12 protein-coding genes are annotated in these 13,215 nt (G+C 59.3%); 3 read left to right on the top strand and 9 right to left on the bottom strand.

Annotated elements, in window-relative coordinates; all coding sequences use genetic code 11:
- Positions 1-53: 53 nt before the first annotated feature.
- From ACL2XF_RS20290 to ACL2XF_RS20330, 9 genes are all read right to left on the bottom strand, one after another.
- Positions 54-1,022 carry a GlxA family transcriptional regulator gene (locus ACL2XF_RS20290; protein ID WP_410012797.1) on the bottom strand — a complete coding sequence of 323 codons (969 nt, stop codon included), beginning with the start codon at positions 1,020-1,022 and terminating at the stop codon, positions 54-56.
- Positions 1,023-1,078: 56 nt separating this feature from the next.
- Positions 1,079-3,076, bottom strand: coding sequence for a CocE/NonD family hydrolase (locus ACL2XF_RS20295; RefSeq protein ID WP_413727434.1), 1,998 nt, complete (start codon positions 3,074-3,076; stop codon positions 1,079-1,081).
- Positions 3,077-3,114: 38 nt separating this feature from the next.
- Positions 3,115-4,368, bottom strand: a complete 1,254-nt coding sequence (locus ACL2XF_RS20300; RefSeq protein ID WP_410012799.1) for an MFS transporter — start codon at positions 4,366-4,368, stop codon at positions 3,115-3,117.
- Between the two features lie 106 nt (positions 4,369-4,474).
- Positions 4,475-6,037 carry an ABC transporter substrate-binding protein gene (locus ACL2XF_RS20305; protein ID WP_410012800.1) on the bottom strand — a complete coding sequence of 521 codons (1,563 nt, stop codon included), beginning with the start codon at positions 6,035-6,037 and terminating at the stop codon, positions 4,475-4,477.
- 11 nt (positions 6,038-6,048) lie between these two features.
- Positions 6,049-7,059, bottom strand: a complete 1,011-nt coding sequence (locus tag ACL2XF_RS20310) for an oligopeptide/dipeptide ABC transporter ATP-binding protein (protein WP_413721770.1) — start codon at positions 7,057-7,059, stop codon at positions 6,049-6,051.
- Entirely contained in the window at positions 7,052-8,020 is a 969-nt protein-coding gene (locus ACL2XF_RS20315; RefSeq protein WP_410012802.1) for an ABC transporter ATP-binding protein, read from the bottom strand. The genes ACL2XF_RS20310 and ACL2XF_RS20315 overlap by 8 nt, the downstream gene beginning before the upstream one ends.
- Positions 8,020-8,937 carry an ABC transporter permease gene (locus tag ACL2XF_RS20320; protein WP_410012803.1) on the bottom strand — a complete coding sequence of 306 codons (918 nt, stop codon included), beginning with the start codon at positions 8,935-8,937 and terminating at the stop codon, positions 8,020-8,022. Before ACL2XF_RS20320 ends, ACL2XF_RS20315 begins: the two co-directional genes overlap by 1 nt.
- Before the next feature lie 2 nt (positions 8,938-8,939).
- Positions 8,940-9,884, bottom strand: coding sequence for an ABC transporter permease (locus tag ACL2XF_RS20325; protein ID WP_413727435.1), 945 nt, complete (start codon positions 9,882-9,884; stop codon positions 8,940-8,942).
- Positions 9,885-10,087: 203 nt separating this feature from the next.
- The gene (locus ACL2XF_RS20330) at positions 10,088-10,492 is read right to left on the bottom strand and encodes a VOC family protein (RefSeq protein WP_410012805.1); all 405 of its coding nucleotides are present in this window, start codon (positions 10,490-10,492) and stop codon (positions 10,088-10,090) included.
- 788 nt (positions 10,493-11,280) lie between these two features.
- Here ACL2XF_RS20330 and ACL2XF_RS20335 point away from each other — a divergent pair.
- The 3 genes from ACL2XF_RS20335 (at position 11,281) to rpoZ (ending at position 13,213) form a co-directional block, all read left to right on the top strand.
- Positions 11,281-11,706 (top strand): MarR family winged helix-turn-helix transcriptional regulator, encoded by a 426-nt coding sequence (locus ACL2XF_RS20335; protein ID WP_410012806.1) that lies wholly within the window; start codon positions 11,281-11,283, stop codon positions 11,704-11,706.
- Positions 11,707-12,259: 553 nt separating this feature from the next.
- Positions 12,260-12,883, top strand: coding sequence for a guanylate kinase (gene gmk, locus ACL2XF_RS20340; protein ID WP_410012807.1), 624 nt, complete (start codon positions 12,260-12,262; stop codon positions 12,881-12,883).
- Between the two features lie 54 nt (positions 12,884-12,937).
- On the top strand, positions 12,938-13,213 hold the full coding sequence (gene rpoZ, locus ACL2XF_RS20345) for a DNA-directed RNA polymerase subunit omega (RefSeq protein ID WP_132924177.1): 276 nt from the start codon (positions 12,938-12,940) through the stop codon (positions 13,211-13,213).
- Positions 13,214-13,215: the final 2 nt, after the last annotated feature.

Here is a 13,215-nt window from a genome sequence, read left to right on the forward strand (position 1 = left end):
GCGGGATGCGGGCTGGCGCCACAGCGGCAGGTCCGCCGCGGTATTGAGCGGCATCAGCGGTTTCGGGCATGCCTGGCGCGCCGCATATCCGACGGCAGGACGCCGAACGCGCGCCTGAAGCCGCCGGCGAAGTGCGATGTGGAACTGAAGCCGACGGATACCGCGATATCGATAATCGACAGGTCGGAATAGATCAGCATTTCCCGCGCCTGCTCCAGGCGCAGCTCCAGATAATAGCGCTGCGGCGTCCTGGCGAAATACCGGGCGAAGAGGCGTTCCAGCTGGCGGCTGCCGATCCCCACCCGTGCCGAGATATCCGGCAGCGGCAGGGGATCTTCGATATGGGTTTGCATAATGGCGATGGCCGATGCGAGCGTCGCCGGGATCGGTCCCTGGGTGGGGCGGCCGCCCCGCTGATCGTCGGCGGCGCTGCGGATCCGTTCATGATGGAACTGATTGGCGACGGCGGTGGCGCGATCGTCGCCATAACGCTCGGCAATCAGGGTCAGCATCATATCCATTGCCGCCGTTCCGCCGGAGCAGGTCAGCCGGTTGCGATCGATCTCGAAGATTTTGCGGGTACAGTTAATCTCCGGATAACTTTCCCCGAACGCCGTGCGGCTTTCCCAATGAATAGTACAGCGATATCCCTTCAGCAGGCCGCATTTGGCCAACAGAAAGGTGCCGGTGGACAGCGAGCCGATAAACAGTCCGGCCCGGGCCGCCTGCCGCACCGCCTTAAGGTAGCCGCGCTCGAACCTGGGCGCCACCACGCGTTCGCCGCCGCAGATAAACAGATAGTGGGACACCGGCAGCACATCGTTAACCGGTACGGTAGGAAAGGGAATGCCGTTGGCCGCCTCGACCGGCTCCCCGGCCAGGCTGGCCAGGTGCCAGGCGAAGGTTTTCGCCTCGTAGAGCCGGTTATAGGAGCGCAGCGGCTCGATAGCCGATGCCAGGCTCATCATGGAAAAATCATGACCCAGCAGGAAAGTGAACACGATGGGGTCGTTTGACTGCATATTACTGAATCCGGTTACGCACCAATAAGCCCGTCATGTTCACCATAGTAACGTAATCAGCCGCGTTTGCCGCTAATTCTGGCGGCGAAGTGTTGTTCCCACCGCCGCTCGAACACCACCTGCCCGTTTTCCTGCGCCTCATAAGCCGAGGTCAGGATCAGGCCGCCGTCCTTCCAGGCCAGGGAGGTTTCACTGCGTAGCGCGATATGCCAGCCGGGCCGGGTGTAACGCTGCATCCGCACCGCCTCCCAGCGGGCGCTTTCAGGGGTGGCGCCAATGACGTAAGACTCATGGCCCTCGCCGTCAAAACTCAGCTCGCCGATGCGGGTTTGCTGTCGCTGGGCATCCATGGTCAGGCGGTGCGTGCCGCTGGCCGCGTCCCACAGCGCCTGGCGCGACGTGATTTCCGGGGCCAGCACTTCATGCGCAAGCGCGGGTGCCGAGCGGGCGGGGCCAAACGGCCGCGCGCGATCCACTACGCCGGCAGGCCGGGACGGCAGGCGCAACACCGCGCCGTGCGGCCACAGCGTAACCGGCCCCTGCCCCGGTTCCGCCCAGGCCATCGGCCAATAGGTGGTGGAGAGCGCCAGACGTATCCGGCAACCGGCGGAGAAACGGTAGGCCACGCCTTTCAACGGCAAAACCACGCGGAAAGCCTGCCCCGCCGGCACATCGGGACGCACCAGCCGGTGAATGCCAAAGGTTATGCGGGCTGAGCGGCCGTCGGCCGCGACCTCGTTAAGGCGCAATATCAGCATGGCGGAGGGGCTGTCAAAGGCGATATCCACCTCCAGCCCGGCTTTGCCGCACAGGGTCAGCGGTTCGCCGAGGACCGGCGTATCAAAACAGACCGACAGGCCGTCGTCCTGGCGCTGATCGGCCTGGAATTCAGGGGCATTGCCGCCGCCGTCCAGCGGGCACCATTCGCCGCCCATCAGGCCGCAGTGCATGGGCGTGGCTATCACCCGCGGTGAGGCGGGCGCGGGCGCGCTGTCGGCTAGCCCGCCGCCGGACAGGTAGAAATCCCGGGGTTGCGATCCCACCGGCCAGCCCGGCGCGCTGATCCAATGACCGTCCAGGGTCAGCGACGACGGTTCGGAACGCAGGTTTTCCCCCTGCCAGAGATCCAGCATCGGCTCGTCCATGATGCCGGTCTCCTCCCCCAGCAGCCATTGCCGCCAGAAGCGCAGGCAAACGCCGAGGAAGTCGATAGCCGGCCCCGGCGTGCCCCAGTTGGGATAGATATGGGTCCAGGGACCGATTAGCCCTTTGCGCGGCACCTTCAGATTAGCCATCAGGCGCAGAATGGCGTCTGAATAACCGTCGGTCCAGCCGCCCACCGCATAGACCGCGCATTGGATATCATCGTAGTTTTCGCACACCGAACCATGCCGCCAGAAATCGTCGCGCTCCATATGCGCCAGCCACCGGCCAAGCGGCGGCTCCATGCCGTTAAGGCGTTCCAGCCACAGATCGCGCCAGCTTTCGCCCACATGGGCCGGGTCCAGCGGCCGTCCCAGTTGGGTAAACAAGCCGCTGCCCCATTGCAGCCCGTCGGTCAGCAGCGCCCCGCCCATAAAATGCACGTCGTCGGCATAACGATCGTCGGTGGAGCAGCAGGTAATAATGGCCTTCAACGCCGGCGGGCGGCGGGCGGCGATTTGCAGCGCGGCAAAACCGCCCCAGGAGATGCCGATCATGCCGACACTGCCGTTGCTCCATTCCTGGGCGGCAATCCAGGCGATAACTTCCACCGCGTCGTCCTGCTCACGGGCCAGATACTCGTCTTGCAGCAACCCGGTGGAGTTGCCGCTGCCGCGCAGGTCAATACGCATGGCGGCCATGCCGTGGGCGGCAAAAAAACCATGGATCATCGCATCCCCCACCGCCGTATTATCGGACTGGCGGTACGGGATCCATTCCAGCACCAGGGGGACTCGCGCCGCGCCTTCCGGCAGCCATAGCCGGGCGGCGAGCTGCACGCCATCCGACAGCGGAATAACGATTTGGCGATATGGCGGTACCACGAGTGATGGTTCAACGATGTCAGACATGCGGGTGCCTCCCGGCGATAAGGGCTGAAAAGGGGAAATCATGCGTTGCGCCGGGCGCCGAAATGGTCCCAGCCGGCAATGGCGGCGACTCCCGCCAGGCATGCCAGGCCGCCGATGATCATGGTCAGCGGCAGGCCGAGCAGTTCGGCCGCGCCGCCGCAGATGATGGCGCCGATGGGCACGGTGCCTATCAGCATCATGGAATAAAACGACATCAGCCGGCCGCGCAGGGCGTCGGGCACCCGGTGCTGGAGCAGCGAGTTCGAGCTGAGGTTCTGGGTCAATATGGCATAGCCTATCGGCGCGGCTATCAGGGCGCTGAGCCAGAACAGATGCGACAGGCCCAGGCATATCTGCGAGATGCCCAGCATCAGCGCCGCCCACATCGGCCAGGGGCGCATCTTGCCGATATCGCTGCTCCATGCCAGGCGCAGGGCGGCCATAAGCGCGCCAACGCCGGTAATGCTCATTAAAATGCCCGACCCGGCGGGGCCCCCTTGCAACACCGTATCCGCCAGCATGGGCAGAAAGGAAAAATAGGGCACGCTGGTCAGGCTGCACAGCCCGACCAGCAGCAGGATGCGCAGGGCGTCGGGATCCTGGCGCAGAAAGGCCAACCCTTCCGCCATTTCCGTCAGCAGGTTGCCGTCGCGCGTTACCGGTGGACGCTGAGGAATACGCATGGTGGATAAAAACAGAATCAGCGGCACATAAGAGGCGGCGATAAAGGCGAAACACCACCCTTCCCCGACGGTATCCACCAGCACGCCGCCCAGCGCCGGTCCAATCAGGCGGGCGCCGTTAAAAATAACCGAGTTCAGCGCCAGCGCGTTGCCCAGGTCGTTATATTCCACCAGGTCGACCACCAGTGACTGCCGGCCCGGCAGATCAAACGCGCTGATAAGGCCCAGGCCGAGGGCGATGACAATAGCGATTTCCCCGGTAATCCAATGGTTTAACGTCAGTATCGACAGCAGCGCCACCAGCAGCGTCAGGCCGATTTGCGTGGCCAGCACCAGACGGCGCCGATCGCAGCGATCGACGATAACGCCGGTAAACAAACCAAACAGCAGAATGGGTCCCTGGCTGCAAAACGCCAGCAGCCCGAGCATCACCGGCGACGACACGCCCAGCCGCCAAATCAGCCAGCCCAGGGCGATGGTATGAATCCAGCTGCCAATCACCGATAACAGCTGACCGCCGAAAAACCGTCGGTAGTTGGGATGTCTCAGTGCGCTGGCGGCGGTGCGTACGCTTTTTTTCGGGGCGAGGGGAATACGGGCAGTAGTCAAGGAAGCTCCCACATCCGGCGCCGGGCGCACTCAACAGCCCGGGCCGATATTCTTTTTTTCAGTGATAAAGCCCGGCGCTACCCGCCCGGGCGGTAAAACCGGCCGATCAGACGCTTTTGATTTCGCGGAACAACGGCCACTGGCCGTCGGGCGTCCAGGCGCCATGGATAGCGGCGGGTGTCACCCAGGCGTTACTGCCGTGATATAAAAAGACATAGGCGCCGGTCTCTTCCAGCTGATCCTGCAGCTTGACGTACATGGCGGCCCGTTTAGCCTGATCCAGCTCATTGGCCGCCTCAAGATTCAACTGATCCCATGCCTTGTCGCAGGTGCGCTGGGTGTTCCAGATGCCCACCTGGCTGCAGGTAAACCACGCGGTAACCCAGCTGGCGTCCGGCGCGGTGGTGAATGTGGTCATGCGCAGCTGCGCGTCCTTCCAGGCGGTGCCTTCGGACTCCTGGCCCGCGGCGACAAAAGCGGCGCCATCCATCTGATTGATTTTAAGCGTGATGCCCACTTCGGCCAGCTGCGCCTGGATCACCTGCGCCACGGTGCCGCCGTCGGTGGAGGTGGTTAAGTCCAGCCGCAGTTGCAGATTGGACACGCCCGCTTCCTTGAGCAGCTTTTTGGCGGCCTCCGGGGAGTACGGATAGATATTTTTGCCGCGCGCGCCGGGCAGCGGCGGCGGCACCAGGCCAAACGCCGGTTTCACCGCGCCGCCGAAGGCGGCATCCAGGATGGACGGCACGTCGATCGCCTGCTGGATGGCCCGGCGCACCCGCAGGTCTTTCAGCAGCGGATGATCAACGTTCATGCCGAGCCAAGTATAGGCCAGCGCCGGCCGCACGGTAAGCGTGGTGCCTTCAACGCCGCCCTGGTACTTGGGTATGGCGCTGATGTTGATTTTGGTCATATCCAGATCGCCGGCTTCAAAGGCGATTTCCGCCGTGTTCAAATCGCCAATCGGCACCAGTTGAATCTGATCATAAAAACTGTGCGGGCCGCTCCATTTTTCATTGCGCACCAGGGTCAGCCGCTCGCGCGGCAGCCATTCGCCAATCTTATACGGGCCGGAAGACGCCAGCGGATCGGTGGCGATTTTTTTGTCCTTGGCGGCTTCCACCGCTTTTTTACAGACGATCAGGCCTGAGGCGTGCGGCAGAGTGCTGGTGAACAACGGCGCAAACGGGTGCTTGAGATGGATAACGCCCTCATAGGTGCCCTTGATTTCCACGTGATCCAACGCCTCCCAGTCGGAGGCATAGATGGCGGACAGTTTTGGGTCAAGGAAACGTTCATAAGAGTATTTAACATCCTCCGCCGTCATCTCGCCGAAGTCGCCGGTCCATTTTATGCCCGGCTTCAGCTTGAAATGCACCGTCAGCGGGTCCACCTGCTCCAGCGATTCAGCCGCATCCAACTGCCAGCCCCACTCGGTGCCCGCCTTGTACTGGCACAGGCCGGAGTACACCGCGAACATCACCATTTCGTCATACCAGCCGCTGCGGTTGGCCGGATCGAGGTTGGTAATATCCAGGTCGTTTTGCACCCGCAGGATCTTATTTTTATTATCCGCGGCAAAGGCCAGCCTCTGGCCGCCGATCATCAGCGAGCTGGAAGCCCCCGCGGCGAGAATCGCCATCGTCTTGAGAAGGGAACGTCTGTTCATCGAGGGGCCTTTCATGGATGCATCTCCTTAACTATGATGCGGCTGGGCTGAGCCTGTTGGGGTTGCGCGTTAATCAAAGGGGTATGACAGGAAACCTGGTGCTCCCCGCTGAGGGGACGTAATACGGGTGCGGCGGTCCGGCACAGCAGGGTCGCCAGGGGACAACGGGTATGGAATTCACAGCCGGAAGGCCGGCGCGCCAGGGTGGGCACCTCGCCGGTCAGCACGCCGGCATTGGGCGGATTATGTTTGCTTTTCGCGCTCAGCAGCGCCCGGGTATAGGGATGGGCCGGCTGGCGGAACACCACGTCGGTCGGACCGGTTTCCACGATGCGCCCTAGATACATAATGGCGATACGGTCGGTAACGTGGCGGGTGATGGCCAGGTTATGGGTAATGATCAGGTAACTCATGCCCAGCTCGCGCTGCAGGGCGGTCAACAGGTTCAGCAACTCGCCCTGCACCGACAGATCCAGCCCCGCCGTGGGTTCGTCGGCGATGATAAGCTTCGGACGCAGTGCCAGCGCCCGCGCCACCGCCACCCGCCGCGCCTGGCCGCCGGACAGCTGATGGGGATAGCGGTCGAGGAACAGCGACGGCAACCCCACCAGGTCGAGCAGCCGGGAGGCCTCCACCCGGCGTTTAATCTCCCGGCCGTTGACGGTAAACGGCTCAGTAACCAGATGTTCGACGGTCATGCGCGGGTCGAGCGCGGCCATCGGGTCCTGGAATATCAGCCCGGTTTCCCGTCGAATGGCGCGCCAGGACAAATCGCTGGCGTCATGCGGTTCGCGGCCGTTGACCTGAATGCTGCCGCGCGCCGTAGGCGCCAGGCCGATAACCGCGCGACCGAGGGTGGTTTTGCCGCTGCCGCTTTCACCGATAAGGCCCAACGTCTTGCCCGGCGGCACATGCAGGCTGACGCCCGCCAACACATCGACATGGCGGACCGCGCCGGGCCGCAGGCGGCTCAGCAGGGTGCCCGTCTTGTAGCGGACGACTAAATCCCGGATCTCAAGCATGGGCATTCACCTTATGGCAACGAACCACCCAACCGTCGGCGTCAAGCAGGGTGTCGGGCGGGTTTTGCACTCCGCACGGAGCAAAGGCCACACCGCAGCGGGGCTGGAAAGGACAGCCGACGCGATTGATGCTGGGCATGGGCACCGAGCCGGCGATAAACGGCAGTTCCCGCGTCGCCACCTCGATACGTTCAGGATCACAGGCCAGCAACGCCTGGGTATAAGGATGGGACGGCGCGGAAAAAATCTGCTTTATCGGCCCGGCTTCGACAATTTCCCCGGCGTACATCACCGCCACCTTGTCGCACAGGGCGCTGACCAGATGTAAATCGTGGGTGACAAAAATAATGGCGCCGTCCACCAGCTTCCGGCTGGCCCTGAGCACCTCCACCACCTGCATTTCGGTGGTGGCGTCCAGCGCGGTGGTGGGTTCGTCGGCGATCAGCAGTTCCGGTTCGGTCAGCAGGGCGGCGGCGATGGCGATGCGCTGGCGAATGCCGCCGCTCAGCTCATGCGGGTATTGCTTTAACCGCCCTTTGGGGTCGGAAATTCCGACGCGCTCAAGCATTACCAGGGCGCGCGCCAGCTTTTCCGCTTTAGATCCCGATTTATGGTGCTGAAACGCCAGTAGTTGCCTGCCGATGGTAATCACCGGATTCAGGGCCGTAAATGGGTCCTGGGAAACCGTGGCGATGCCGTTGCCGCGCAGCCGTCGCTTGGCGTATTCCGGCAGGTCGAGCAGGTTTTGGTCCTTGTAGCGCAGTTGACCGCTCGCATGGGCGTTGGCCGGCAGCAGGGTCAGCATGGCGCCGACCAGCGTCGATTTGCCCGAGCCGCTCTCCCCCACCAATCCCAATACCTCGCCCTTGTCCACGGACAGGGAAATATTACGCACCGCTTTCAGCGGACCTTTGGCCGAGTCATAGGTGACCGACAGATCGTGGATGTCCAGCAGGGCCATCAGCTCTCTCCTCTGGATTGCCGGGCGGTGCGCGGGTCAAGCGCGTCGCGCAGCGCCTCGCCAAGAAAGGTGAACCCCAGGGTGGCCAGGATAATGGGGATGCCGGCGGCGATAACGATATGCGGCGCCTGGCGGATATAGGAATAACCGTCGTTGAGCACCGTGCCCCAGCTGGCGTCGGGAGGCTGCACGCCCTGGCCGAGGAAACTCAGGCCGGATTCGATGGCGATCACCGCCGGGATATCCATGGCCACCAGTACCAGCAGGGTACCCACCAGATTGGGGATCAGGTGGCGGAATACCACGCTCAGGGGAGAGGCGCCCATGGCGCGGGCGGCGACAATATATTCCATACGTTTCAGCACCCGCGTCTGGCTGCGCACGACCCGGAAATACCCCGGCACCATAAAGGTGACGATGATCATGATGATGGTGACGACGCTTGAGCCGATAAGCGTCACCACCGCCAGCGCGAATAAAATCATCGGAATCGACATCAGCGCGTCGCAAAACAACATCAGCAGCGTATCGACTTGCCGTGGGCCATACCCGGCCAGCAGCCCCAGCATGGACCCGATCAACAGCGCGCCGCCGGTGCCGATAAACGCCACCGTCATGGCGATACGGCTGCCATAAATCAGGCGCGAGAGAATATCGCGCCCCAGCTGATCGTTGCCCAGCCAATATTCCATGCTTGGCCCCTTCAGCCTGAGCGCCGCCTTGATGGCGATGGGATCGTGCGGGGCCAGCCACGGGGCGAAAACGGCACAGGCCAGCAGCGCGGCGACGCAGATCAGGGCAAAACGGCCCATCCCGCCCGACCAGACCTGGCGCAGCACGCGAAAGGCGCCGGGACGCGGCGCGGCGGCGGAAACCGGGGTGGCCGCGACCGGGGTATTGGTGGTGATAAGAGCCATGGTCAAAGCTCCTGCCGCACGCGCGGATCGAGAAAAGTGTTAATCAAATCGGCAATCAGGTTGGCCAGCACATAAAAGCCGGAGGTCACCACCACCGTGCCCATCACCACCGGAAAATTACGTGAAATCACCGAATCAAAGGCCAGCTTGCCCAGGCCGGGACGGGCAAAAACGATTTCAGTCAGCACCGCGCCGGATAACAGCGAGCCGATGCCGACCCCCAGCACAGATACCACCGGCACTACCGCAATCGGCAGCGCATAACGCATGGCGATAAGCCGCTCGCCGATGCCGAACGCCCGATAGGTGCGGATATGGTTCTCCTTAAGCACGTCCAGCATGGACGCCCGCACCAGCCGCGATAGATAACCGATCCAGCTCAGGCCCACCGTCAGCGACGGCAGTACCAGGGCATTCAGCTGGGAAACGGGATCGTCCCGCTGTCCCGCGCCAATGGCGGGAAACCATTTCAGGGTGACCGCGAAAATCAGCAGGGCATAGATAGCCACCACAAAGGCCGGCAGGGCGATAACGCTGGTGGACATCAGGCCGATAAGGCGGTCGGCCAGGCTGTTCTGGCGCAGCGCCGCCCAGCAGCCCAGCGGGATGCCCAGGAGAACGGCCCAGGCGATGGCCGACAGCGCCAGAATCAGGGTATTGGGCAGGGCGCGGGCAATCAATTGGGCCACCGGCCGGTGGGTGAGGACGTCTTCGCCCAGATCGCCGGTGGCCACGTTAGCGATAAAGCGGGCGATCTGCACGACGGCCGGCCGGTCCAGCCCCATATGTTCGCGCAGCGCCTGTTTTTGCGCTTCGCTGGCGCGCGGCCCCAGCGCCACCGACGCCGGATCGCCCGGCACCAGGAACACCAGGCAAAAAAGTAACGAGATGGCGAGCAACATCACTGACGCCGCCAGCATAAGCCGCCGAAGCAGGTAAAAAAACATAAGCCCAGCCTGTTTAAGTTTTCGCTAAGGAACATCCGCCGGCACACCGGTAAGGCCGCGGTGGACAGGCCGGATTCTGCTTGATGGCAGCAGGAAACGTAAGCAAGCTTGCCAGTGTTTACACCCATTGAACGTCGTTATTACGACGCGTTTTAGCAAAAAAACGACATATAAGAACGCCGTATGCCTCGCCGCGCTTCCCGCTAGGGATTTACCCCGCCGGCATGGACGAAGCAGAGTTTATTGCCTTCGGGATCGCGGCAGTAGGCGGCGTAAAAATCATCGGCATAGATGGCGCGGACACCGGGCTCGCCCTCGTCGATTCCGCCCTGGCTGAGGGCCACCGACCAGGCTGAGGCCACCGCGTCCTGCGATGGCGCGGCAAAACTCACCTGGCAACCGTTGCCCCAGGTGGCGGGCAGGCCGTTGATGGGACGCCGGACCACAAACTGCGGCCAGCGCTGACCGGCTTTGCTCCAGATAATGCCGGCGGGGCAGTCCAGCTCCTGCGGCGTCATCCTTACTAAGTCCAGCTCGGCGAGAACGCGATCATAAAAGGCAATCATGCGCGGCAGCTCCCGTGCGCCCAGTTGGATATGGCTAAACATCGGCTATCCTCCGAAATGAACAGATACGTATTGATTATAGGTGTCCCGGCCCTACCCACCCCTATTCGCGGCGCGACAATAGATTTATCCCCGACGCATTTACAGCCTGGCGCTGGAGTATAAAATAATAACGCCTTGATACTTCACGGTTATTCGTCGACGTCTTAGCCGGGTTTTGGTAAAACGAAAAAATTATGATTATAAATCAGTTATTTAAATGAAAATTTCCCGGAAATTATTCCGCGGTGATGTTTTTGTGAGGAATTTATTTAAATTAATTTTTTTAAATCTTTATTATTTTATTACTTAACAATATAAGTGAGTCACTTTTTTAATTGATGTTATTTGTAAAATACCTATATATATCATGAAGTTATTATTTTTTACTTTTTGTAAAAATATAAAGATAGCAGGCTATAAAGTTAATATAAAAGTAATAAAATAAAATAAAATATCACTGCCGTGATATTTCAATATTACATGCGTATTTTTCTATTAGCCATGTTTCAAAATAGAAAATATTCATATAAACTGCACTGGCTTTAACAATCAATATTGTAAATGGCTCTTCTTAGGGAAGGGCAATTCATGATTCTTGTAGCGCTTTGCGCGAACTATATTGACGGTTTCTTTGCTACCGGTGGATTGCGGGTAGAACGTTATTGCTGTGCAAGGCGTTTTTCACTAACTCAATGCCGGAGGGATAAATTAATCCCTGTATCAATATAACAGCTTTTAACCTGCCATCGCGGCGAGTAAATCGTCTTAATTTACAGAGAGGAACGACAATGGACAAAAAAATAGACATGTCAGTTACCGTAGAATCTTTATCTCGCATCTATCATCGCCTGAGAAAAGAAGTGAACGGCCAATTGGTCAATGAAGGACTTTCATTGTCCAAAATGAAGATCCTGCAATTGATTACCCATGGCAAGACCAGCGCCACGGATATCAAAAATTATATGGGATTTTCTTCCCGTACGGTAGTGACGGTGCTGGACGCCCTGGAGAAAGACGAAATGCTGCAGCGCCAGCAAAGCCCGACCGACCGCCGGGTTAAACATGTTTATATTACAGAAAAAGGACGCGATAAACTGGAAATTGCCCAGCAGACTCATCGTACTATCCTTGAGCGTATTCTGGCGCCTTTATCTGAAGCGCAATTGGAAAAATTCGGTGAAATTTGCAATACCCTCGAAGCAGGCCAGCGTTAATTGTCGGTTTAGACCGCTGCATATCCTATTTAATGGGCGGCATAAACCATGCCGCTCTAAAATATAAGCAGTATCAAATTTCCCTCATCCACAGGGCGTTATTTGTCGATGAGGGAACGCCTTCGGGTAGCAAAAGTATAAGCAATTCTTGATAAATGCATGTCTATTGCTTTTTCGGCCACACCGGGTTGAATGGAAAACTGGCCGTTAATAAAGCCCAACCTCGCTGGATATATGCGACTACTATCGGGGCAACGTTGGCCATGACATCCCATCCCCCTATGATTCTGAAATAGTTAGCGGCTCATCACTTAAGTTTCCTTTATGTAATAATCGAAAAAGCGTAAACCACATCCATTATTTGAGCGCCCGCTATGCTTGCCGCCGCCGTCACCCTGGCGCCAAGGGCGCAAAAGCCCGGCGCTAAACAGCAAGGGAAGCTGCAACCTGCATCAATGCCGTGTATAATGTGTGACGATATCGTCTTCACGCGTCGATTCATCAACGACGGTTATCCACTAAAGACATCAACTACAGCCGAAAAATTCCCACTATGGTTCATGGTACGCTTTACATTGTTTCCGCTCCCAGCGGCGCGGGAAAATCAAGCCTGATCCAGGCGTTGCTTAAAACACAACCGCTTTACGACACCCAGGTATCGATCTCCCACACCACGCGGCCCATACGTCCGGGGGAAAAAGACGGGGAACATTATTTTTTTATTTCGGAGGCTGAGTTCAAGCGCATGATCGGGGAGGAGTGCTTCCTCGAATACGCCAACGTCTTCGGCAATTATTACGGCACGTCGCGCGAGGCCATCGAACAGGTGTTGTCCACCGGCGTGGACGTGTTTTTGGATATCGACTGGCAGGGCGCGCAGCAAATTCGCGAGCGCATGCCCCAGGCCCGCAGCATCTTTGTGCTGCCGCCGTCCAGGGAAGAGCTGGATCGGCGCCTGCGCGGCCGCGGGCAGGATAGCGAAGAGGTCATTGCCCGCCGTATGGCGCAGGCGGTGGCGGAAATGTCGCATTATGCCGAGTATGATTACCTGATTGTGAATGACGAGTTCAATACGGCCCTGATGGATTTAAAAACCATTATTCGTGCCGAACGTCTGCGTCTGGGCCGGCAAAAATTACGGCATGACGCTTTAATCACCAAACTGTTGGCGGACTGAAACAACTTTCAGTATGATGCCCAGTCATTTCTCTATTTGCGGAGTAGCTCACATATGGCACGCGTAACTGTACAAGACGCCGTTGAAAAAATTGGTAATCGTTTTGACCTGGTGCTGGTCGCTGCCCGTCGCGCTCGCCAACTTCAGGTCGGCGGTAAAGATCCCCTGGTGGCGGAAGAAAACGACAAATTCACCGTTATCGCCCTGCGTGAAATAGAAGAAGGCCTGATTACCAATCAGATCCTCGACTTGCGGGATCGCCAGGAACAGCAGGAGCAGGAAGCCGCGGAAATCCAGGCGGTAACCGCTATTGCTGAAGGTCGTCGCTAAAT

This window comes from Sodalis sp. RH19 (assembly GCF_047324215.1).
In the GTDB taxonomy this organism is placed as follows: domain Bacteria; phylum Pseudomonadota; class Gammaproteobacteria; order Enterobacterales; family Enterobacteriaceae; genus Acerihabitans.